This window comes from Actinomadura sp. J1-007 (assembly GCF_009793335.1).
Taxonomy (GTDB): domain Bacteria; phylum Actinomycetota; class Actinomycetes; order Streptosporangiales; family Streptosporangiaceae; genus Spirillospora; species Spirillospora yumaensis.
This window is the reverse complement of record NZ_WING01000001.1, coordinates 4,532,802-4,554,031: the sequence shown is the minus strand read 5'-3', so window position 1 is coordinate 4,554,031 and position 21,230 is coordinate 4,532,802. Positions and strand designations below refer to the sequence as shown.

Below are 21,230 nucleotides of genomic sequence, written 5' to 3'. Positions count from 1 at the left end.
GCCCCACTCCCATCACCCCGGCGAAACCACCACGACCGCCTCTGCCGTCGGCGCCGTCGCGGCTACCTCGGTCCAGGCGTCGAGTGTGTACAGGTCCTGGCAGCCCTCGATCGCCGAGCGGATGTGATCAGGCACTTCAAGCTGACGAGCGGCCAGGCGTCGCAGAATTCCTTTGGCCATCTCCTTGGCGACTACGCTGGCGAGCTCCTCGCAATGATTGTTGGCGAAGATTCGGGCGTGGATGTCCCCGCCGAGTCGGCGTTCCCGCACCTGAAGGTACTGATGGTTCCGCTCGAATAAGTTCATGCCGGATCTGCCGCACGGGCCTCCCGGACGCTTGGACAGCAGTTCTTCCGTCGAGTTCGCCGTCGCTGCCGCTCGCGCCCACTGACGCAGATCGTCCCGATCCGCGCACTCGGCGAGGTCCTGAACGGCGCGACGGGGCAGTCTCAGATCCCGGGCTTCGAGGACGACCAGCACCATTTCCAGTCTGGCGCCGGCCTTCGCATCCTCCAGCTCCGTGTACACATCACGGGAGTTTGAACGCGACATGGGCTCCTCCGAGCGTTCACGGCACTACGGCCACGGCACCGACCGAAGAAGCGTGGCACCCGCCCGTTCACGCCGCAGGGATACGAGACGCCTGTAGAGACATCGCGAGACCGCAGCCCGAGGGCTCCCGGGACGCCCCGGGCTGCGGCTCATCGCGATCGACGACCGGCTTCGCCGATCAGGCGGTCACTTCCTGTGAGCCCGCCGTTCGAGCAACTCTTCGACCGACTCCGCCGTCGACGCGCTGACGACCCAGGCGTCCAGGACTTCATCGTCCCGGCACTCGCTGATCTCTGCGCGGACGTCCTCGGGCACGTCAAGCCCCCGAGTCCTCAGCACCTTGAGAATCGTTTGTGCCTCGCCCTCGGCACGGCCCTCGGCACGGCCCTCGGCCTTACCTTCGGCCTTTTTGCTGCGGGTGTAGTCGCTGAGGAACTCGGTGTGCTGGGGTTGCATGTGCTCCTCCAGGTGGGACCAGAGTTTGACGGGCAGGCTGGTTCTGATCAGGTCGGCGTACTTGCCGACGGTGCTGGAGCCGCCGTCTTGGACGGCCGTGAGCAGGGCGTTCAGGATATCTGACGCCCTCGGGTCGGTGGCGTGGGTGATGACGGAAAGGACCGCCATTCCCAGGTTGGCCGCCGCCTTGGCGGGGTCGGTGATCTTGGGTACCCGTTCGGGGCCGGCGACGAGGGGGTGGAGGACGAAGTCCGGGTGTCCCATGGGGATGGGCTTGGCGCACCAGCGTGCGACGTTCTTGTCGGGGCGATGACGAGGAGGTGGACGGGGCACTTCATCCGCGCACGGGCGTTGGCCAGGTAGAGGGGCCAGGTCCACCGCTTGTCGGCGTCCTGGCCGCGCTGGACCTCGACCACTACGGCGGTCACGTTCTGCTGAGGGCCCTCCATTCGGCGTCTCTTGTAGGCGAGGACCGCGTCGGCGTGGTAGTCGTCCGACTTGAACTGGGTGTAGTCCGTTGCCTCCCTGCATGCCTCGTCGTACTTCGGTATGGACACGTTGAGCACTTCCGCGAGAACGTCGTCGGCCAGTTCGGGCTGGTCGAGGAAGAGGTGCGTCAGTATCTGGTGTTGCTGGCTGACCATGGCGATGACGTTAGGCAGTGAATCGAGCGCGTTCGGGGATTTTGGATTCAGCTGGTCATCGAATGGTTCGAGAGGCGTGTTCGCGGGTGGGCATCGTGTTTTGCGGGTTTCTCTGGGCGGGGGAGAAATTCGGGGCGGTTTCTCTGGGCGGAGTAGGGGTTTGCGGCGGACGTGGTGACTAGTCCGGTGTGGCTGGGCCGTTCGTCAGGATTGGAGGGCGGCGGGGGCGGCGCGGACGAGGCCGCCGTCGATGCCGAGGTCCTGGCCGGTGATGTACGACGCGTCGTCCGAGGCCAGGAAGGCGACGGCGGCGGCGACGTCGTCCGGGTGGCCGAGCGAGCCGAGCGGCACTTCCGCGGTGATGCGGGGTTCCGCGTCGGGGTCGATCGCGTTCCGGTACATCTCGGTCTCGATGTAGCCGGGGCTGACGGAGTTGACGCGGATGCCGCGCTGGGCGAGGTCGGTTCCGAGCGTGCGGGCGAGATTGTGCACGGCGGCCTTGCTGGCCGCGTAGACGGCGGCCCCGGCGAGGCCGCGGTGCAGCGTCCACGACGCGTTAAGGCTCGATACGTCCATTCGGCCATGTTAGGCAGCCGTCGGACGTTGACGGCCTGGTCATAAGGGCGAACGGCCCCGCCCGGGGGACCGGGCGGGGCCGCGCCTCGTTACGGCTTGGGCGTGACGTAGACCATGCGCTTGCCCCAGTGCTCGGTCAGCGTCCACAGGCCGCTGCGGTTCGCGTCGGAGCCGGGCCAGTACGACAGGTCCTCAGGGCCGATGCCGGCGTAGTGCCCCGGAGCAACGGTCCTCAGGACGCCGGTCGCGCCTTCCGGCGGCGGGACGGCGGTGAGAAGCGCCCCGGCCTCGCTGGACCCGCGGCTCTGGCTGAGGTACCAGGTGCCGTCGTAGCGGGCCGCGCCCTGGATGTTGCCGACGCCCTCGGGGATCGCGTACGCGGCGTCGGCGTGCATGCACGGGATCATCGGGTGCCCCGGCAGGTTCGACTGGCACGTGGCGTTGAGCTTGGGCTTGCCGGTGTCGCCGTCCATCTCCCAGGCGGCGACGCGCCCGCCGGTGTGCCCGTCGGGGGGCGTCTGGCCACCGCACCACTCGCCGGTGATCAGATGGTCGGTGCCGCTGCGGTCGAGCGAGACGTACGAGGTCGTCGGGGAGCCGGTGTTCTTGCAGCGCTCCTTCTCGGTGCCCGGACGGGGCGCGTTGTTGGTGAACGCGCCGACCTCGGGCATCACATAGCGGTAGCCGTGGCCGTAGAAGATCCCGTCCTGGCGGCCGATCTGCTTTTTGTCCGTGGTGTTGCCCTTATCTCCGGCGGACTTCAGGTCGAAGATGTAGCGCATGTCGAACACGCGCAGCCCGCGGCCCGTGTCGGCGACGTACAGGTAGTTGCCGTACCAGGCCATGCCGCCCACGTGCAGCGACTTGCCCTCGGCGTTCTGCTGGGTGCGCAGGCTCATATAGGTGGCGTTACCCGAGTCGTTCTTGAACGGGTACGCCAGGAGCACGTGCGCGTACTTCCCGGTGTTCGGGTCAACGAACGAGATCCGGGCGCCCTTCTTGTTGTCCGTGCAGTCCTCGGCACCGTTCTTGTGCTCGCAGTTGTACCAGCTCGCGATGAACGGCTTGGTGCCGTTCCACTCCTTGTCGGCCTGCGCGTCGGCCACCGTGGTCACGCCCTGCGGCGTCCACTCGTAGTTGCCGGAGGCCGCCGAGTCCGGGGAGTCCCAGCAGAAGCTGAAGTCGATGTCGGGCCGCTGGGTGCTGGTGCCGTCGAGGGCCTTGCCGTTGCACGCCTTGCCGTCGGCGGTGGTGCCCTTGCGGGGCGCCTGGGCCAGGATGTTCTTCACGCCGAGCTTGGGGAGCTGCGCGTCCAGCTCCTTCACCCGCGCGGTCAGGTCCTCCAGGTTGTTGGCCTGGCGCATGTAGTAGTCGTCGAGCGTGGGAGCGGGCGTCTCGGCCGCCCTCGCCGGGTCGGCGGCGGGGACCGCGGCGGCGGACGGCCCGGCCGCCTCGGCCGGAAGGGCCGTGACGGCGGTCAGCGCGCCGCCGGCGACCAGCGCCGACAGCCAGACCCGGGCCAGCACCTTCGGGTGCCGTTTCATGGGCTCTCCTCGCGGGAACTCCCGGCCGCGCCGGTGGGCGGGGGGTGGGCGCGACCGGGATCACGGTTGGAACCCGACGAATATGTCACAGCGTTCTCGTTTATCCATAGAGCCCGCCCGCCTTTATTTTCGGACGGTTATCGCGCCGCGCTGTGCACAAAACCAAACGTGCCAAAATGTCGTGGACGGGATTATGACAATCCGCCGTCCGACCCCTGCCCGGCGATATTCGCGACACGATGACGCTCGGGCAGGGGACCGTTACGGGGACGGGTTCACCAGGGCAGGGAGCCTGAGATGTCGAAGTAGCCGCCGGTGGGGCCGTCCGGGCCGATCCGGGCCATGCGGACGATGATCTCGGCGCCCTCCTCGACCGTCTGCGTGCCGGTGCGGCCGTTCAGGTCGGTCGCGGTGAAGCCGGGCTCGACGCAGTTGATCCGCATGGCCGGGAACGCCTTGGCGTACTGCACGGTGATCATGTTGACGGCGGTCTTCGACGCCGGGTAGGCGATGCCCGGGTAGCCGTGCGGCGGGGTGCCGGGGGCGGTGACGAGGGCGAGCGAGCCGAGGGCGCTGCTCACGTTCACCACGACCGGGGCGGCCGACCGCTCCAGCAGCGGCAGGAACGCGTGGGTGACGCGCACCACGCCGAAGGCGTTGGTCTCGAACACCTGGCGCAGCGTGTCGGCGGTCGCGTCCGCCGCGCCGATCACGCCGCCGTCCGGGGCGCGGCCTTCCATGCCGGCGTTGTTGACCAGCACGTCGAGGCCGCCGTCCGCCTCGACGGCCTTCGCGGCGGCCTCGACGGACGCGTCGTCGGTGACGTCGAGGACGACCGGGCGCGCCCCGATCGCCTCGGCGGCGCGCCGTCCCCGCTCCGGGTCCCGGCTGCCGAGGTAGACGGTGTGGCCCGCGGCGACGAGCCGGCGGGCGGTCTCGAAGCCGAGACCCTTGTTCGCTCCTGTGATCAATGTGGTGGTCATGTCCCCAGGTTGCGGCCGGGGAGGGCGGTCTGCCAGCCGTCCGGTCTTCCTGGGACCGCCGGTACCAGGCAGAACGCCGCCGGAGCGGGCACAGTGGAGGTATGGCGACCACGGAGTTCGGGCGGGCGGTGCGGCGCTGGCGCGACCGCGTCGCGCCGGAGGCCGCCGGGCTGCCCGCCGGCGGGGCCAGGCGCGCGGCCGGGCTGCGCCGGGAGGAGCTGGCCATGCTGGCCGGGATCTCCGTCGACTACGTCACCCGCCTCGAACAGGGCCGGGCGGCCCACCCTCGGAGCAGGTCGTCGAGGCGCTCGTCCGGGCGCTGCGGCTCTCGGCGCCCGAACGCGAGCATCTGTTCCGCCTCGCCGGGCTCGCGCCGCCCGGACGGGGCACGGTGCCCGCCCACATCACCCCGGGCGTTCAGCGGATGCTGGACAGGCTCACCGGGACGCCCGTCGCGGTCTTCGACGCGGCGTGGACGCTGCTGCTGGCCAACCCGCTGTACTCGGCCCTGATGGGCGACCAGTCCGCCGCGCGCGGCAACGAGCGCAACGCGGTGTGGCGCAACTTCCTCGGCCCGCCGGGCCGCGTCCGTCACACCCCTGCGGAACGGCGCGCTTTCGAGGCCACGCTCACCGCCGACCTCCGCGCGACCGTCGGCCGGTACCCGGCGGACGTGCGGCTGCGGCGCCTGGTCGCGGAGCTGCGCGCGGGCAGCGACCGGTTCGCCGAGCTGTGGGACTCCGGGGCCGTCGGCCGGCACGTGGCGGCCCGCAAGACCATCGACCACCCGCGGATCGGGGCTCTGACGCTCGACTGCGACGTCCTCAGCGCCGCGGACGGCGACCTGCGGCTGATCGTCTACTCCGCCGAGCCCGGCACGCGCGACGCCGAACGGATCGCGCTGCTCGCCGTCCTCGGCACCCAGACGCTCGCGGAACGGCACGCCTGACCGGCGCGTTCACGCGGAAAGGCGAGAGCGGGGCGCGCCGCCGCGCGCCCCGCCCGCCGCGGTCAGTCCTCGGTGAGGGTGTTGAGGCGTTCCAGCGACTCGACGTACTCCTCGATGAGGTCGTAGACGACCTGGGCCGCCGGCTTGACCTGGTTCATGGAGCCGACGATCTGGCCCACGGGGAACGTGGCCAGCTCGCCGTCGCCGGAGCGGCCGATGCGGCGCAGGGCGTCGGAGATCAGCATGAACTGCATCGGCATCGGCAGGGTGCCCGGCGACTTCTCGCTCTCCCACGCGTCGGTCCACGGGGTCTTGAGGAGCCGGGCGGGCTTGCCCGTCCACGAGCGGGAGCGGACCGTGTCGCGGGACGTGGCGTCCAGCAGCTTGCCGCGGGCCTTCTCGGGGGTGTCGGCCTCGTCCACGGTGAGCCAGATCGAGCCGGTCCAGACGCCGTCCGCGCCGAGGGCCATGCCCGCGGCCATCTGCCGGCCGCGGCCGATGCCGCCCGCGGCGAGGACCATGGTCTCCTCGCCGACCGCGTCCACCACCTCGGGGATCAGCACCATCGTGGACACGTCGCCGGTGTGGCCCCCGGCCTCGGTGCCCTGCGCGACGATGATGTCCACGCCGACCTCGACCTGCTTGCGGGCGTGCCGGGCGTTGGAGGCGAGGCCCGCGACCTTGACGCCGTGCTCGTGCGCCTGGACGACGACGTCCGCGGGGGGCGGGCCGAGGGCGTTGGCGAGCAGGGCGATGGGGTGCTTGAGCGCCACCTCCACCTGGGGGCGGGCCGTGGCGTCCGTCCAGCCGAGCAGGGCCTTGCCCGCGCCCTCCTCGGAGAGCGGCTCCACTCCGTGCTCGGCCAGCAGGTCCTCGACGAACCGCTTGTGCCGGTCGGGGATCATGCCCTGGAGCTTGGAGAGCATCTCGGTGGCGTCACCGAGGTCGGCGCCCTCGTACTTGGCGGGCATCACCACGTCCACGCCGTACGGCTTGCCGCCGACGTGCTCGTCGATCCACTTGAGCTCCAGTTCGAGCTCCTCGGGGGTGAAGTACAGGGCGCCGAGGACGCCCATGCCGCCGGCGCGGCTCACCGCCGCGACCACGTCGCGGCAGTGACTGAACGCGAAGATCGGGTACTCGATGCCGAATAGTTCGGTGACTCGTGTCCGCACAGCCCCGACCCTAGGCCCGCGACGGCCAAACTGCAACAGGTTCTAGTTCTGCTTTTTCTCCCCAGGACGGTGGGGAACGGCGACACTAGAACGCGTACCACTAGGTCAGGAAGAACGCGGTCGGGCGGACGCTCAGCCGCCCCGGCCCTCCTTCGGCGCGTGCGTGAGGTAGGTCTCGCGGCCGTCCGGCCCGAACGCGACGCCGAACGCCAGGCCCCCGCCGGGCGGGCCGACGCGGACCGGCGCGCTCACCACCCGGCCGCCGGTGACCACCAGGACGGACGGGCCGTCCGGCCCTGTGCCGCCGGTGTTGACGACGAAGACGCGCGCGCCGTCCGGCGTCGCCGCCACGCCGAACGAGGCGGCGCCGGTCTTGATCGCGGCCACCGGCGCGCGGGTGGCGGTGTCGAGCACGGTGACGAGCCCGTCGCCCTCGCGGGTCACGAACGCGCGGGCGCCGTCCGGGGAGAGCGCCACGCCGGACGGCTGCCCCTCCAGGACGATGGGCTCCCCGACGACCTTGCCGATCACCAGGTCGATGGTGCGCAGCGCGAGGATCCCGGGGCACGCGACGTAGGCGGTGCCGCCGTCCGGCGTGATCGCGATCCCGGTCGGGAAGCCGTGCACGTCGACGCCGCCGACGATCGCGCCGGTGGCGGTGTCGATGGTGTGGACGCGTTCGGCGGTCAGGTCGGTGGCGTACGCGCGGTCGCCGGACGGGTGCACGGCGACGCCGACCGGGCCGCCTCCCGTCGCGATGGACGCGACCGTCGCTCGCCGGGCGAGATCGACGACGCCGACCGTCCCGGAGGCGCGGTTGGCGACGTACGCGCGGGCGCCGTCCGGAGTGACCGCCACGCCGGTGGGCCGGTGGCCGACCTCGATCTCGATCGGATGGAACTCGTTGCCCATGTCGCTCCCCTGGACGCTGCGGGTCGGACGCGGGAGCGGAGCCGGCGCGGCGGCACACCCGGGCGGCGCGTTCCTCCGGTTCGTGCCGCCACCACAGCACGGGGAGGGACGGCTGGCAACGCGCCGGGGGCGGCCGGTTCCGGACCGCGCGGCGGGAGCGGGGGCGGGCGGGGCGAGCGGGTCAGCGGGGTGGGGTGGGGCCTGCGGGGACGTCCCCGAAGCGGCCGTCCGAGCGGCGCGGGGCCTTCATCGCGGCGGGCGGGGTCCGGCGGCCGGCGGCGACGCCCACGGCGACGCCGATCCCGAGCAGGACGAGGCCGACGAGGACGGCGGCGATCGGGCCCCAGATCCGGGCGAGCGCGATCTGGAGCGCGTAGCCGTCGGCCATGTCGGCGAGCTTGCGCTGGTCCTTGTCGACCGTGACCAGGTCGGCGGCGGCGACGGTCATGCTGCCGCGGCCGTCGGGGGTCTGGATGGTGCTCCTGATGTTCTGGCGGTGCTTGACCGGGACGCCGGTGCGCGGGTCCACCCACTCGGTGATCGTCGCGGTGAAGTAGCGGTCGACCTTCTGCGCCTTGCTCGTCTTGCCGAGCCCGAGCATCCCGCCGGGCACCTTGAAGTCGACCTTGGCGGACTTGGTCAGCGGCACCTGCTGGACGAACCGGTAGGTGTCGATCCCCTGCACCTGCTCCTCGCCCTCGAACCGCATCGGCAGCTCGCGCCGCGTCGTCATGTCGAAGAACGGGTAGTCGCGCTTGTGCACGTCGGCGAGCGGGAACAGCAGCCCGTACCCCGACATCTTGACCGAGGTGTCGCCGCCGACGTGCACGCCGCAGCAGTTGACCAGCTCGGACGTGCGGCGGTCGAACGCGATGCGGTAGCCCTGGATCTCGATCTGCTTGCCGGTGGCCTTGTCGGAGATCTCGGTGGAGGAGTCCCAGACCGCGATGTCGTCGTTGCCGTTGTTGGCCCGGACGTCCCCGCGTACGGTGTTCTCGGCGACGAGCGTGACGCCTTTGCGCGACTTGAACGAGGCGGTGTCGAAGTAGCTGGCGTTCGGCGCCTCCAGCCTGGTCTGCTGGTAGCGGTTGAGCGGGGCGCGCACGACCTTGTCGGCCACGTAGAACCGCACGAGCGGCGCGAGGGTGAGGAAGAAGGCGCCCAGCGCGATCAGGATCAGGCCGAGCGGTCGCCGCATGCTCATCTCCCCAGAATGCCGTCGTCGCGTGACCTCGGGGACCGCTTCCGCCGGGTCCGCGTTACCCTACATGACCCATTAGTACCAACCGTCCAATAAGCCCCGGGAACGCCCTACCTCCGCGAGGTGAGCACGCCCATGCCGGTCCGGCAGCCGCCGCCCCCGGGCCCTCGCGCGCCCGCGCGGGCGCGGCCCGGGCCGTCCGGCCGGGGGCCGCTCCGGCTGCCGGGACGGGCGGCGCTCCGGCTGCCGGGACGGCGGTGGCTGGCGCTCGCCGCCGTGCTGCTCGCCACGTTCATGGACCTGGTGGACGTGACGATCATGAACGTGGCGCTGCCCCGCGTCCAGCGCGACCTCGGCGCCTCCTACGCGGCCGGGCAGTGGACGGTCTCGGTCTACGCCCTCGCCTACGCGCTGCTGCTGATCACCGGCGGGCGGCTCGGCGACCTGCTCGGGCGGCGGCGGGTGTTCCTCGCCGGGGTCGCGGGGTTCACGGCCGCCTCGGTGGCGGCGGGCGCCGCGTCCTCCCCCGGGATGCTGATCGCCGCCCGCGCCGCGCAGGGCGCGTTCGCGGGGATCATGGTCCCGCAGGCGCTGTCCCTCATCACCGTCCGCTTCCCGCCGGGCCGCGACCGGACCCTCGCGTTCAGCCTGTACGGCGGGCTGCTCGGCGTCGCCCAGGTCAGCGGGCCGATCCTCGGCGGCGTCCTGATCGACCACGGCCTCACCGAGCACGGCCTGCTCGGCCTCGGCTGGCGCGCGATCTTCTATGTGAACGTCCCCGTCGGGCTCGCCGCGTTCGCCGGGGCCGTCCGCTGGATGGACCCCGACCGGGCCCGTGCCGGCGTGTCCGGCGCGGCGCGGGGACGGCTCGACCTCGGCGGGGCGGCGCTGATGAGCGCCGCCTCGCTCCTCGCCACGTTCCCGCTGATCCAGGGGCGCGAGCTCGGCTGGCCCGCCTGGAGCGTCGCGCTGCTGGCCTGCTCCGTCCCCGCCCTCGCCGCCTTCGCGGTGTACGAGCGCAGGCGCGAACGGCTCCGCGCGGCCCCCTCGTCCCGCCCTCCCTGTTCCGGCGGCGGTCGTTCCGCGCGGGGCTGCCGCTCGCGCTGGCGCTGTTCGCGGGCGTCGCGGCGTGCTTCATCACGCTGACGTGGGGCTTGCAGTTCGGGCTGGGCTGGTCGCCGATGAAGGTCGCGCTCGTCGGCCTCGCCTGGCCCGCCGGGGTGGCCTGCACCGCGCAGTTCACGCACCGCAGGGGCCTGCGCCGGGCCCGCGCGCTGGTCGGCGCCGGAACCACGGTCATGACCGCCGGAACGGCCGGGCTCGCCCTGCTGGCCGCCCACGCGGGCCGCGGCCTCGCGCCCTGGCCGATCGCGCCGTGGCTGTTCGCGTGCGGCCTCGGGATGGGGCTGGCCCTGCCGATCCTGGCGAACGCGGTGATCGCGGACGTCCCGGAGCACAGCGCCGGGGCCGCCTCCGGCGTGTTCAACTCGGTGACGCAGCTCGCGGGCGTCCTCGGCGTCGCCGCCGCCGGGATCCTGTTCTTCGGCTCCGCCTCCGGCGCCGCCCACCCGGGAGACGGGGCCGGTACGGGCGCGGACGTCGGGGCCATGCCGGGCGCGCTCGCGTTCGGGGCCGCCGCGTTCGCCGTGGCGGCCGTGCTCTCCGTCCTGCTCCCCCGCGACCTCCGTCCCGCCGCGCCCGGCGAGCCCGCCGCCCCGGCGCCGGATGACCCGGGCGCTACCCTCTTCGACACCCACCAGACCTGGGAGGCCACGCTGACGACGCCGCCGCGGGTGACCGTCGTGGTCCCGACCCGGAACTCGGCCCGCACCCTCGAACGCTGCCTCGCCTCCGTCCGGGCCCAGACCCGCCCGGTCGAGCTGATCGTCGTCGACAACGGCTCGTCCGACGCCACCCGCGCGATCGCCGAGGCGCACGCCGACGCCGTCCTCGACCACGGGCCCGAGCGCAGCGCCCAGCGCAACCTCGGCTGGCGCGAGGGCGCGGGCGGCCTCGTCGCGTTCGTCGACTCCGACATGGTGCTGGAGCCGGGCGTGGCGGCCGAGGCCGAGGCCCTGTTCGACGCCGACGCGGGCCTCGGCGCGCTGGTGATCCCCGAGCTGTCGTTCGGGGAGGGCTTCCTCGCCGCCTGCCGGGTCCGGGAGAAGCGCTCCTACCTCGGCGACCCGACCGTGGAGGCCGCGCGGATCTTCCGCCGCACGGCCCTGGAACGCGCCGGGGGCTACGACGAGGGCCTCAGCGCGTTCGAGGACTGGGACCTCGCCGACCGGGTCGCGGCCGAGGGCTTCGGCGTCGGCCGCGTCGCGTCCGTCGTCTGGCACGACGAGGGCCGCATCACGCTGCGCGGCGCGTACCGCAAGCGCCGCTACTACGGCCGCTGGCTCCCCGCCTACCGGGCCCGGCCGACGGCCCGCTCGTTCGGCCGGCCGGGGTCGCTGCGGCGCCTGCTCGCCGCCACCACCCCCTGGCATCTGGCGGGCCTGGCCCTGCTCAAGGCCGCCGAGGCGGCCGGACTCCTGACCGGCTCCCGCCGCCCCCACCGCGAGTGAACGCGCCCACGCCCCGCGCGGACGGGGTGAACGCGCGCCCGCCTCGCGCGGAGGGCCGCGGCGCGGGGCTCGGATACGCTGACGCCACCTCGACCGCGACCAGACCGTCCCCCACCCCCACCCCCGGCGCCCATGAACGCACCCGCACCGCCCCAGCAGCCCCGGCGCCCCGGCCGACGTCCGGGGACGGCGGGCTGCCGACGATCTCGGGCCACCACGACGCGCTCGACGGCGTACGGGCGGTCGCGGCGCTCGCGGTCCTGGTGTTCCACGTCGCGGCGAGCACCGGGTACCTGATGCGGCAGGGCGCCGTCCCGTCGCTGCTGTCGCGCGGCGAGATCGGGGTGCCGATCTTCTTCACGCTCTCCGGGCTGCTGCTCTACCGGCCGTGGGCCTCCGCCGCGCTCGGCCTGCGCCCGCCGCCCGGCTCCGGGCCGTACCTCTGGAAGCGCGCCGTCCGGCTCCTGCCCGCGTACTGGCTGCTGGTCGTGGCGAGCACCCTGCTGTACGCGCGCGACCACCTCGCCGACGCGTGGCACTGGGCGCAGACGCTCACGCTGACCTACTCCTACGACCGGACGCCCTGGTGGAACGACCACCTCGGCCCGAAGGGCATGGGCCAGATCTGGAGCCTGACGGTCGAGGCCGCCTTCTACGTCACGCTCCCGGCCGCCGCCGCGCTGCTCGGCCTGTGGGCGCGCCGCGGCGGCGACCTCGACGGGCGGGCCCGGCGGCTGCTGTACGGCGTCGGCGCGTACGCGGCCCTGTCGGCGCTGTACGTCCTGGCGCTCGGCCCCGTGGACGGCCGCGAGTTCTACGGCAACTGGCTGCCGCGCTACCTGGCGTGGTTCGGCGTCGGGATGGCCCTCGCGGTCCTGTCGGTGTGGGCCAACGCCGAGCACGGCCCGGACGGCCCCGTCCGCCGCTTCTGCCGTACGGTCGGCGCCTCGTGGGGCATGTGCTGGACGACGTCCGCGCTCCTGTACTGCGTCGCCGCGACCCCGCTGACCGGCGTCTCCCGCCTGTACGAGACCAACGTCTGGACCTCGGAGCTGCAACTCGTCCTGTACGGCCTGGTCGCGGCGTTCCTCGTGGCCCCCGTCGCGCTCGCCCCGGCCTCGCACCCGGTGATCGGCCGGGTCCTCGGCAACCGGACGATGGCCTACCTCGGGCGGATCTCGTACGGGGTGTTCCTGTGGCAGTTCGTGGTGATCTTCGTGTGGTTCGACGTCACCGACCACCGGCCGTTCACCGGGAACATGCTGATCGACCTGCCCGTCTGCACCGTCCTCACCGTGGGCGTGGCCGCCCTGAGCCACCATCTGGTCGAGGAGCCCGTACGCCGCCTCGGCTCCCGCCTCCTGCCCCGCCGCCCCGCGCCGCCCGCGCCCGCCCCGGCGCAGGCCACGATCTTCGCCTCACCGCCCGGCACGGCCCCGCACGAGGCTCCCGCGCCGTTCCCGGGCCACCAGGAGACCCCGCCGAACGCCCGCTAGTCCAGCCCGTACCGGTGGGGTACGCGGCGGACGTCAGCGGTGGTCTTGGGTTCGGTCCGGCCGCGGGGCCCCGCCGGGCGCGGGACGCGGCCCCGCGGTGAAGCGCCCGTCGGCCCGCGTGGACGCACCCGGATGCGCGGGCGCGGGCGGGGGCGAGGGCTCGGATGACGGGCCCGGCCGCGGGGGCTGCGGGGCGGTGACCCACTGGAGGTCCACGCCGGTGCTCAGCCAGCTGTCCGGGTCGCGGGGGGCGGCGAGGGTGCCGGCGAGGCGTCCGATGACCAGCAGGCACAGCAGTTGCGGGGCGACGTCGCCGAGGACGTCGGCGGACGCGCCGCTCGCGCCGATCCGGCCCGCCGCCGCCAGCAGCGCCCCGGCCGCCGTCATCGCGGCGACGACCGGCCAGACCGAACGCAGGCCGCGCGCCGTTCCGCCGGGGCGGCGCTGCGCCCAGTCGCTGGCGAGCGCCACGAGCGCGGTCGCGGCCAGGCCCGGAACGCCCGCCAGCCAGAAGCCGAGCGCGGCGGCCAGGGCGAGGGCCGCGACGCGGGCGGCGGGGCCCGGGGCGGCCGGGGAGGCGGGCGCCGGCTCGGGACGGCCCCGCGCCGGACGCGCCCAGACCGCGGCGATCAGCAGGACGATCAGTAGGTTGAAGCCGACGAGCAGCGACGCCCGGTAGACGGTGTCGGGCTCGTAGGAGAGCTTCACGGTGCCCTTGGTGCCCGCCGGGACGGCCCACGCCTGCCGCCAGCCGTCGAGCCGTACGGGACGCAGCTCGGGCCCGCCCTCGACGTGCGCGTGCCAGCCCCGGTTGTAGTTCTCGTTGACGACCAGGTACGACGCCTTGGCCGCGTCCACGCCGACCTCGCGTTCGCCCTTGCCCCAGCTCCTGACCTCGACCGGGCCGGTGGCCGCCTGCTTCGCCGCGCCGAGGCGGCTGCCGGGGTCCACCACCATGGAGCCGACCAGGTACGGGCCGCCCGCGCTGACGACGTTCTGCCCGGCCTTGACGGACGGCGCGGAGCCGCAGGTCTCGAAGCGCACCGGACGGCCGCCGAGCACCTCGTCCACCGTGGCGGTGACGCGGGTCCGCGCCCGCGCCCCGTTCACCTGGACGGCCGGGCCCTGCCCGCACGGCGTGGTGAACGGCGTGAACCCCGAGCCGGTGAGCGGCCGGACGCCCGGGACGACCAGGTCGGTGACCTGCACGGGCTTCTGGGACGAGCCGAGCCGCAGCGTCAGCCGGTCGGTCGTCATCGGCTGGAACGCGAACCGTCCCGACCGGTCGGCCAGGCCCTCGCGGACCTCGCCGTGAGCGCCGGTCAGGGTCAGGCGGAGCGCGCCGGTCACGCCGGGCGGGCGCCGTACGGTCAGCTCGCTCAGCCGCCGCGCGCCGCGCCACCCGACCGTGAGGGTCGGGTCGCGGTCGTCGCCGGCCGCGGCCCAGGTCGTGGCGGGGTTGCCGTCGAACGCCGACCGGGGCAGCCCCGCCGGGTGCCGCGTCCACGACGAGCTGGCCGACACCGTGACCTCGGACCCGTGGCGCGTCAGCCGGTCGATCGCCGCCGGGTCGGTGAGCACGGCGGTCCCCGTGATCCGCGCGGCCTCCTTCACCGGGGACGGGAAGCGGCGGCGGAACGTCCCGCCCTCCTCGTCGCCGCGCCCCAGCTCCGGCGAGCAGACCCAGCGCGCCGAGCCCTTCATGCACTCGGGCCTCGGCGGGACGGACCGCGCCATCACCGCCGCGGGAGCCTCCCCGGCCCCCGCGCCCGCCTTGCCGTCCTTGCCGTCCTTCCCGGTGGCCGGGGCCGGGGCCGGGGCGGCGGGCAGGTCGAGGTAGCGGACGGCGTTGACGCCGTCGATCCGCAGGTCGGAGATCGCCACCCGCGCCCCGGCCAACGCGGCGGGCTGCCGGGCGAGCGCGAGGACGCGGACGCGCAGCCAGCCCGTCGTGCCCGCCGGGACCTTGAGCCGCTGCGGCCCGGACACCGGCTGGACCTCCTGCTCGACCGTCCCCGCCGCCGTGTCGACGGCGACGCGGGACGGCGGCGGGCCGAGGAAGTCGTTCTGCGGGAACGCGACCTCCACGCCGTCCGTCCCGGCGAACTCGCGGGGCGCGCTGAGGTCCACGCGCAGCCACTGCCCGACGGGCCCGTCGAAGCCGCCGGTGATCCACTCGCTCTTCGGGTCGCGGTCGAGCGCGGCGTACGGGACCGCGCCCGGGTCGTCGAGGCCGGGGATCGCCTCGGCGTCGGACGCGGACGAGGACGCGGTGACGTTCGCGACGCCGGTGTACCCGGCGGTGGTGCGGTAGCGGTCCCAGCCCGGTTCCTCGGGGTCGGCGCCGCGCCCCCGCGTGTCGGAACGGGCCCGGTCGCCCGCCATCGTCGGGCCGATCTGGCTGCGGATCTCGCCGAGGGCCCGTTCGCGCCAGCGCAGCGCGTCGGACACGACGGTCTCGGCGGGCGCGTCCGGGTCGTCGCCGTCCAGCAGGACGGGACGGCCGTTGAGGACGCCGTTGTCGGCCAGGCTCAGCATCCCCTCGGGCGCCCCGTACAGCCGGATCGCACGATCGGCGTCGAGCAGGCCCACCACGTCGTCGGCGTCCGCGACCTCGTACACCTCGACGGGCGCGTACGGCTGGTCGTACGACCCGACGGCGTCGCCCGCCCAGCCGCCCGCCGCCTGGTCGCCGAACGCCGCGACCCGCTTGATCCCCGGCGAGGTCTCCAGCGCCTCGTGCACCCGCGCGGGCCAGGCGCCGCGCAGGTCGGCGCGGGTGAGGTCGTTGCGGACGAGCAGGTAGCGCACGCCCATCCGCGCGAGGGTCTCGGTCAGGCCGGGCGACCCCTGCCCGGCGGAGACCCGCTGGTCGATCGCGTCCATCACGCGCGCGTACCCGGGAGAGCCCTGCGGGACGAGCTGCCGCGCGCCCCACCGGGCGTTCAGCAGGGGCTGCATGATGTCGTCCATCGGACGGCCCCAGGTGTAGTCGCCGAACCGGGCGCCGGGCAGCGCCACCACGGCCTGCTCCCCCGCGCGCCCGTTCAGCCAGGCCGCCGCGTCCTTCCAGTACTTGGGGACGGCCGTGAAGTCGCCCGTGCCCGCCAGGCCGTTCGACAGCGCCGGGGCGCCCACGGCGGCGAGCGTCGCGGCGGCGACGGCGAGGAGCGCGAGCCGGGCGCGGGGCCTGCGGAGCGTTCCGGGCAGGTGCGCGAGGCCGATCGCGAGCGGCAGCCGCAGCAGCCCGTCGAACTTGTAGAGGTTGCGGATCGGCGCGAGCGGCCCGTCCAGCAGGTCGCGGACGGGCCCGGCGGCGGGACCGGCGAGGTCGCCCGCGTGCCCGGCGGCGACGACCGCGACCCCGGCCAGCAGGACGAGCAGCAGGAACGTGCGTTCGGGCAGGTCGCGGCGGGCGAGCCCGGCGAGGCCGAGCGCGGCGAGCAGCGCCGTCACCACGATCATCACCGTCTGCACCGACAGCGTGTGGCCGACCGGCAGCGACGAGGCGTCCAGGTAGTTGATCCAGCGCTCGGCGCCGCGCAGCACGTTGACCAGGCTCGCCTGGGACGTCGTGGTGTCGGCCTTCTCGGTGTAGCCGAGCCACGAGAAGCCGTACTTCCCGGTCAGCAGCAGCGGCACCAGCCACCACGCGACCGCGCACCCGACCGCCGCCGCCCACCACGCCGCGAGCCGCAGCCGGGCCGTCCCGCGCGGCCGGGTCAGCAGGTACAGGGCCGGGACGGCGAGGACGGCGACGGTCGCCGCCCCGTTGATCCCGCCGCACAGCGCCACCGCGAGCCCCGAACGCGCCGCCGCCCGCAGCCGCCCCCCGTCCGTCTGGACGGCCGTGACCAGCGGCAGGACGATCCAGGGCAGCATCGCGAGCGGCAGGTACTCCCAGGAGTTCTGGCCGAGCGCCGACAATCCGTGCGGCCCGAGCGCGTACGCCATGCCCGCGAGCAGCCGGGTCACCGGGCCGCCCGCGCCGAGCCGCGCCGCCAGCCGCCGCGCGCCGAGGAACGCCGCGATCATCAGCAGCGCCAGCCACAGCCGCTGGGTCATCCACGCCGGGACGCCCGCCAGGTGCCCGGCGGCGTAGAACGGTCCCATCGGGAAGAAGTAGCCGGACGCCTGGTTCTGGAGCTGCCCGAACTGCTCGGGGTCCCACAGGTGCAGGGCCCGGCCGAGGAACCCGACCGGGTTCACCGCCATGTCGATCTTGGTGTCGGCGAGGATCCGCCCCGGCCGGGTGGACGTCGCGAGGACGGTCAGCAGCAGGCAGCACACCAGCACGCGGAACCGCTCGCGCAGCCGGTCGTCGACCTCGGGCCGCGGCGGCCGGTCGTCCCGGTCGGCGTCGTCCACGCGGCGCGCGAGCCGGTCGGCCCACGCCGTGGTGGTCGCCATGCCGCTCGCGCCTCCTCCCCAGCCTGCGTCGAAACCCCGCGCCCCGCGCCCCGCGCGCCCTCCGGCCCCGCCGCGCGTATCGGCCCCGCTCAGCCGCCGCCCGCGGACCCGCCCCGAACGCCGCCGCCCGCAGGCCCGTCCGGGACACCGTCAGCGGGCCCGTCAGGGACGCAGCCAGCGGGTCCGTTCGGGACGCCGTCGGGGTGGCCGAGGAGGCGTTCGAGCGGGGTGGCGGGGCGCGCGGTGAGCGCCGCGCCGGGGTCGCGGAGGATCTCGTCGCGCAGGGGGCCCTCCACGACCCGAGGGTGCCCGTCACCGTACCCGGACACGACGTGCGCCCCGGAATCGGCCGTCGAACTCGTCCCGTTCCGTACGGCCGCCGCGACGAGGTCGGCCATCCGCGCGGCCGACCGCGCCCAGTCGAACTCGCCCGCCCAGGCGCGGCAGTCCGCGGCGATCCGGGCCCGGCGGGACGGGTCGTCCAGCTCCTTCAGCGCGCGCTCGACGGTTCCGGCGAGGTCGTCGCCCTCGGGCACCAGCCACCCCGTCACGCCGTCGCGGACGGCGTCGCGCAGCCCGTCCACGTCGTACGCGACGGTCGGGACGCCGAACGCGGCGGCCTCCGCGACGCACAGCCCCCAGCCCTCGCCCTGCGACGCGCTCAGATGCAGATCGGCCCGCGCCACCAGCGCCGCCTTCTCCTCCTCCGACACGAACCCGTGCAGGACGACGGCGTCCGACAGCCCGCGCGCCGCGACCTCGGCGGCGAGCCGTTCAGCCTCGGGGCCCCGCCCCACGATCCCGATCCGCAGGCCGGGCCGCTGGTCGCGGAGCCGTTCGGCGAGGTCGAGGATCCGCTCCACCCGCTTGTGCGGAACGAGCCGGGTCACGCACACCAGCTCCGGCCCCGCGCCCCGCCCCGCCGGAACGGCCTCCGGCAGGGCCTCCGGGACGGTGACGCCGACCGGGACGAGGTAGACCGGGCCCGTCCAGGCGAGCCGTTCGCGGAGGGCGGTCATGGTCGTCAGGGAGATCGCCGTGCAGGCGTGCCGCCGGTACGTCCAGCGCGCGACGGGGCCTTCGAGCATCCGGCCGACCCACGCCAGCCAGCCGGGGAAGTACAGCCCGAACTGCGCGTCGTGCACGTGGAAGATCGAGCAGAACACCGGGACGCGGCGCGGCAGCGCCCACGGCGTGAAGAACGGGATGCCGTTCTGGCAGTCGATCACGGCGTCGAAGCGGCGGCGGCGCGCCATCGTCCAGGCGAGGACGCGCGGGTAGACGGTGAACCGCCCGCCCATCCGGGCGAACTCGACGCCCTCGACCCGTTCGCGGCGCCGCTGCCCCGGCGAACGGCACGTCACGTACGTGACGCGGGCGCCCGCGGCGGCGAAGCGGCGGGCCAGCTCCCAGGCGTACCGTTCGGCGCCCCCCGCGGCCGGATGCCAGGGGTCGCGCCAGTTCACGATCGCGATCCGCAGCCCCGCGACGGCGGCGGCGGACGCGCCCGGCCGTACGTCGTTCATCCCGGCCCGGCCCCCGGCGCCGTCTCGGCCGCGAACACGGGCCCGGACGCGGCGGGCTTGGCGGACGCGGCGGGCTTGCCAGAGGCCGTCGCCGTCCCCGCCGCCCCCGAGGGAACGGCCGGGGCCGGAACGGGAGCCGGGGCCGGCCGCCAGGTGAGGGCGCGGATCCGGGCCAGGTCGCGCAGGCACGCCAGGGAGTGGCGGCGCACCGAGAACGTGCTGCCCGGGACGTCCCGCCACTCGACCGGTACGGCGCGGACCTCGGCCCCGCGCCGGGCGCACTGCATGAGCAGCTCGACGTCGAACGCGAAGCCCGTCGTGCGCAGGTCGGCGGCGGCGGCGCGGGCGAGCGGCCCGGCGAAGAACTTGAAGCCGCACTGGGTGTCGGTGACGCCGCCCGCCAGGTCGCGGATCAGCCGGTTGAACGTGATCGCGCCGAGCTTGCGCATCGGGTGGCTGTAGTCCTCGACCACCGAGCCGGGGTGGCGGCGGGAGCCGACGACGACGGGGACGCCCGCGCGCAGCAGGTCGAGCGCGGGCCCGAGCGCGCCGAGCCCGGTCGCCATGTCGGCGTCGCAGAACCCGGCGTACGGGGCGCGCGTGGCGAGCAGCCCCGCGCGGACGGCCGCGCCCTTGCCGCGCCGGGCACAGGTCAGCAGCCGGACCGGGACGGGGCCGGTCCAGTTCCGCACGATCTCGGGGGTCGCGTCGTCGCTGGCGTTGTCGACGACGAGCACCGCGGCGGGGATCCCCAGCCGCAGCAGCGCGCCGCTCAGCTCGGCGAGGCCGCGCGGCAGCCGGGCGGCCTCGTTGTACGCCGGGACGACGATCTCCAGCAGAGGTGACCCGTCCGCGCTCATGGCGAAGTCGGCGGTACGCGCCCTCGGGATGCGTGCCCCCGGAGGGGCTGCGTCACCGAGAGCCGTAGTTGTAGAGCGGCTTGATGACCGGGTCGTTCTGCGAGGCGTTGGCGAGCTGCACGACGCCGAACGACGCGAGGGCGGCCAGCAGGACGCCCGCCACGGCCGCGATCGCAATGCGCATCAGGGGGCCTTTCCACGTCGAGGGGGGCGGGGGGTGCGAGTGGCCAGGCTAATGCTTGGGGCAGAAATGACCAGAGAGTAACCCCGATCGCGACGAGCCAGGCGATCACGGTCGGCGCGAGCGGCGCGGCCTCCTCGCGGACCCGCGCGGGCCCGGGAATCCGGTAAAGCACCAGGTCGGCGTCGTCCACGAGGCGTTCGGCCCCGGCGAGGCGGGCGCGGTCGGGGTTGCCGGGCCCGGTCTCCGAGTCGAACGCCACGTACCGGACCCCCGCCGCGCGCAGCGGCTCCGTCAACGGCCGGCCGGACGCGATCGCCTCGTCCAGGGCGCGCGAGCGCGGGTCCTCGGCGGGGATCGTCTTCGCCCCGATCACCACCGCGTCGCTGGTGATCACCCGCCGGTCGAGGTAGCGGGGCAGGGCGTCCAGCGACGTGCGGCGGCCGTTCCAGCCGTACGAGCGGTAGGTGGCCCACGGCAGCACGAGCACGTCGCCGGCCGTACGGTCGGCCCGCACGATGTCCCGCGCGCGGGCCCACGACCCCGGGTAGTGGACGGGTTCCAGCCGTCCGGCCGCGCCCCACGCCAGCGACGGCAGCAGCACCAGCGGCACGGCGATCGCGAACGCCCCGAGGGCCCGCCCCGCCGCGTCCGCGCCTCCCGCCCCTCGCGTGACGCGCTCGACCCCGAGGCCGAAGCCCACCGCGACGGCGACGGCGAGGGGCGCCGCGTACTGCTGGCCGTCCCGCAGCACCGCGAACCCCGACCACAGGTCGATCATGCCCTTGAGCAGCGGCGCGGCGACCGCGCCCAGCGCCGCGAGGACGAACCCGGCCCCCGCCGCGACCGCCAGCCCGCGCGCCCACGGGGCCGCGCCCCGCGCAGGCAGTACCGCCCGTACGCGGCGAGCGACGCGGCGACCGCGGCGAGCGCGCACACCGCGAGCAGCGGGGTCCCGTAGCCGGTCGGGACGGTCTCGGCGTTCCACGCGCCGCCGAGCAGGAGCAGGCTGCCGAGCGTTCCGAACGGGGTGTCGGCGCGGGCGGCGAACGCGTCCACCGCCCCCGGGTCGCCGGGCATCCCGGACGGCCGCAGCCAGCCCGTCACCAGCCACGGCAGGCTGAGCAGCACCAGCACGGCGAGCGTGCGCCCGAGCGCGCCGCCGCGCCCCGTCCGCCGCCATCCGGCCACGGCG

The 21,230-nt window shown here is 74.5% G+C and carries 17 protein-coding genes; 5 read left to right on the top strand and 12 right to left on the bottom strand.

Annotated features, from left to right (window positions below; genetic code table 11):
* Window positions 1-12 precede the first annotated feature (12 nt).
* Window positions 13-528, bottom strand: a complete 516-nt coding sequence (locus tag GEV43_RS20665; protein ID WP_160822074.1) for a hypothetical protein — start codon at window positions 526-528, stop codon at window positions 13-15.
* Between the two features lie 210 nt (window positions 529-738).
* Window positions 739-1,272, bottom strand: a complete 534-nt coding sequence (locus tag GEV43_RS20660) for a hypothetical protein (protein ID WP_160822073.1) — start codon at window positions 1,270-1,272, stop codon at window positions 739-741.
* A 56-nt stretch (window positions 1,273-1,328) separates the two neighbouring features.
* On the opposite strand from GEV43_RS20660, the gene GEV43_RS20655 reads away from it, so the two are divergent.
* Window positions 1,329-1,673 carry a hypothetical protein gene (locus GEV43_RS20655; RefSeq protein ID WP_160822072.1) on the top strand — a complete coding sequence of 115 codons (345 nt, stop codon included), beginning with the start codon at window positions 1,329-1,331 and terminating at the stop codon, window positions 1,671-1,673.
* 183 nt (window positions 1,674-1,856) lie between these two features.
* Here the strand turns inward: GEV43_RS20655 and GEV43_RS20650 are convergent, their stop codons facing one another.
* From GEV43_RS20650 to GEV43_RS20640, 3 genes are all read right to left on the bottom strand, one after another.
* Window positions 1,857-2,228: an SDR family oxidoreductase gene (locus tag GEV43_RS20650; protein ID WP_160822071.1), complete on the bottom strand. Its 372-nt coding sequence runs from the start codon at window positions 2,226-2,228 to the stop codon at window positions 1,857-1,859.
* 89 nt (window positions 2,229-2,317) lie between these two features.
* On the bottom strand, window positions 2,318-3,772 hold the full coding sequence (locus tag GEV43_RS20645; RefSeq protein ID WP_160822070.1) for a hypothetical protein: 1,455 nt from the start codon (window positions 3,770-3,772) through the stop codon (window positions 2,318-2,320).
* A 275-nt stretch (window positions 3,773-4,047) separates the two neighbouring features.
* Complete coding sequence (locus tag GEV43_RS20640; protein WP_160822069.1) at window positions 4,048-4,755, bottom strand: SDR family NAD(P)-dependent oxidoreductase; 708 nt, start codon at window positions 4,753-4,755, stop codon at window positions 4,048-4,050.
* Here GEV43_RS20640 and GEV43_RS53835 point away from each other — a divergent pair.
* Window positions 4,754-5,704 carry a hypothetical protein gene (locus GEV43_RS53835; RefSeq protein ID WP_302930908.1) on the top strand — a complete coding sequence of 317 codons (951 nt, stop codon included), beginning with the start codon at window positions 4,754-4,756 and terminating at the stop codon, window positions 5,702-5,704. The two genes, GEV43_RS20640 and GEV43_RS53835, sit on opposite strands and share 2 nt — an antisense overlap.
* A gap of 62 nt (window positions 5,705-5,766) precedes the next feature.
* Here GEV43_RS53835 and GEV43_RS20630 read toward each other — a convergent pair whose 3' ends face one another.
* The 3 genes from GEV43_RS20630 to GEV43_RS20620 all read right to left on the bottom strand — a co-directional run bounded on the left by GEV43_RS20630 (window position 5,767) and on the right by GEV43_RS20620 (window position 8,995).
* Window positions 5,767-6,879 (bottom strand): nitronate monooxygenase family protein, encoded by a 1,113-nt coding sequence (locus tag GEV43_RS20630; protein ID WP_160822068.1) that lies wholly within the window; start codon window positions 6,877-6,879, stop codon window positions 5,767-5,769.
* A gap of 132 nt (window positions 6,880-7,011) precedes the next feature.
* Entirely contained in the window at window positions 7,012-7,791 is a 780-nt protein-coding gene (locus GEV43_RS20625; protein WP_160822067.1) for a YncE family protein, read from the bottom strand.
* A gap of 181 nt (window positions 7,792-7,972) precedes the next feature.
* Window positions 7,973-8,995, bottom strand: coding sequence for a DUF3068 domain-containing protein (locus tag GEV43_RS20620; protein WP_241682981.1), 1,023 nt, complete (start codon window positions 8,993-8,995; stop codon window positions 7,973-7,975).
* A gap of 120 nt (window positions 8,996-9,115) precedes the next feature.
* On the opposite strand from GEV43_RS20620, the gene GEV43_RS50615 reads away from it, so the two are divergent.
* Genes GEV43_RS50615 through GEV43_RS20610 form a run of 3 tightly spaced genes read left to right on the top strand, consistent with a single transcriptional unit; the run spans window position 9,116 to window position 13,058 of the window.
* On the top strand, window positions 9,116-10,138 hold the full coding sequence (locus GEV43_RS50615) for an MFS transporter (protein ID WP_164717142.1): 1,023 nt from the start codon (window positions 9,116-9,118) through the stop codon (window positions 10,136-10,138).
* An 8-nt stretch (window positions 10,139-10,146) separates the two neighbouring features.
* Complete coding sequence (locus GEV43_RS46900) at window positions 10,147-11,562, top strand: glycosyltransferase (RefSeq protein WP_375539052.1); 1,416 nt, start codon at window positions 10,147-10,149, stop codon at window positions 11,560-11,562.
* Window positions 11,559-13,058 carry an acyltransferase gene (locus GEV43_RS20610; RefSeq protein ID WP_309239744.1) on the top strand — a complete coding sequence of 500 codons (1,500 nt, stop codon included), beginning with the start codon at window positions 11,559-11,561 and terminating at the stop codon, window positions 13,056-13,058. Before GEV43_RS46900 ends, GEV43_RS20610 begins: the two co-directional genes overlap by 4 nt.
* A 33-nt stretch (window positions 13,059-13,091) precedes the next feature.
* Here GEV43_RS20610 and GEV43_RS20605 read toward each other — a convergent pair whose 3' ends face one another.
* The 4 genes from GEV43_RS20605 to GEV43_RS20590 all read right to left on the bottom strand — a co-directional run bounded on the left by GEV43_RS20605 (window position 13,092) and on the right by GEV43_RS20590 (window position 20,972).
* Window positions 13,092-17,468, bottom strand: coding sequence for an alpha-(1->3)-arabinofuranosyltransferase family protein (locus tag GEV43_RS20605; RefSeq protein WP_160822066.1), 4,377 nt, complete (start codon window positions 17,466-17,468; stop codon window positions 13,092-13,094).
* Window positions 17,469-17,557: 89 nt separating this feature from the next.
* Window positions 17,558-18,994 carry a glycosyltransferase family 4 protein gene (locus GEV43_RS20600; RefSeq protein WP_160822065.1) on the bottom strand — a complete coding sequence of 479 codons (1,437 nt, stop codon included), beginning with the start codon at window positions 18,992-18,994 and terminating at the stop codon, window positions 17,558-17,560.
* A complete protein-coding gene (locus tag GEV43_RS20595) occupies window positions 18,991-19,854 on the bottom strand; it encodes a glycosyltransferase (protein ID WP_160822064.1) in 864 nt (287 codons plus the stop codon). The genes GEV43_RS20600 and GEV43_RS20595 overlap by 4 nt, the downstream gene beginning before the upstream one ends.
* Window positions 19,851-20,972, bottom strand: a complete 1,122-nt coding sequence (locus GEV43_RS20590) for a hypothetical protein (RefSeq protein WP_160822063.1) — start codon at window positions 20,970-20,972, stop codon at window positions 19,851-19,853. The genes GEV43_RS20595 and GEV43_RS20590 overlap by 4 nt, the downstream gene beginning before the upstream one ends.
* Window positions 20,973-21,230: the final 258 nt, after the last annotated feature.

Bases quoted from the DNA above. Each gene is read 5' to 3' on its own strand.
- GEV43_RS20640 (WP_160822069.1), bottom strand. From the start codon at position 4,755: ATGACCACCACATTGATCACAGGAGCGAACAAGGGTCTCGGCTTCGAG.
- GEV43_RS53835 (WP_302930908.1), top strand. From the start codon at position 4,754: ATGTCCCCAGGTTGCGGCCGGGGAGGGCGGTCTGCCAGCCGTCCGGTC.
- GEV43_RS20620 (WP_241682981.1), bottom strand. From the start codon at position 8,995: ATGAGCATGCGGCGACCGCTCGGCCTGATCCTGATCGCGCTGGGCGCC.
- GEV43_RS20600 (WP_160822065.1), bottom strand. From the start codon at position 18,994: ATGAACGACGTACGGCCGGGCGCGTCCGCCGCCGCCGTCGCGGGGCTG.
- GEV43_RS20645 (WP_160822070.1), bottom strand. From the start codon at position 3,772: ATGAAACGGCACCCGAAGGTGCTGGCCCGGGTCTGGCTGTCGGCGCTG.
- GEV43_RS20650 (WP_160822071.1), bottom strand. From the start codon at position 2,228: ATGGACGTATCGAGCCTTAACGCGTCGTGGACGCTGCACCGCGGCCTC.
- GEV43_RS20605 (WP_160822066.1), bottom strand. From the start codon at position 17,468: ATGGCGACCACCACGGCGTGGGCCGACCGGCTCGCGCGCCGCGTGGAC.
- GEV43_RS20625 (WP_160822067.1), bottom strand. From the start codon at position 7,791: ATGGGCAACGAGTTCCATCCGATCGAGATCGAGGTCGGCCACCGGCCC.
- GEV43_RS20595 (WP_160822064.1), bottom strand. From the start codon at position 19,854: ATGAGCGCGGACGGGTCACCTCTGCTGGAGATCGTCGTCCCGGCGTAC.
- GEV43_RS20660 (WP_160822073.1), bottom strand. From the start codon at position 1,272: ATGGGACACCCGGACTTCGTCCTCCACCCCCTCGTCGCCGGCCCCGAA.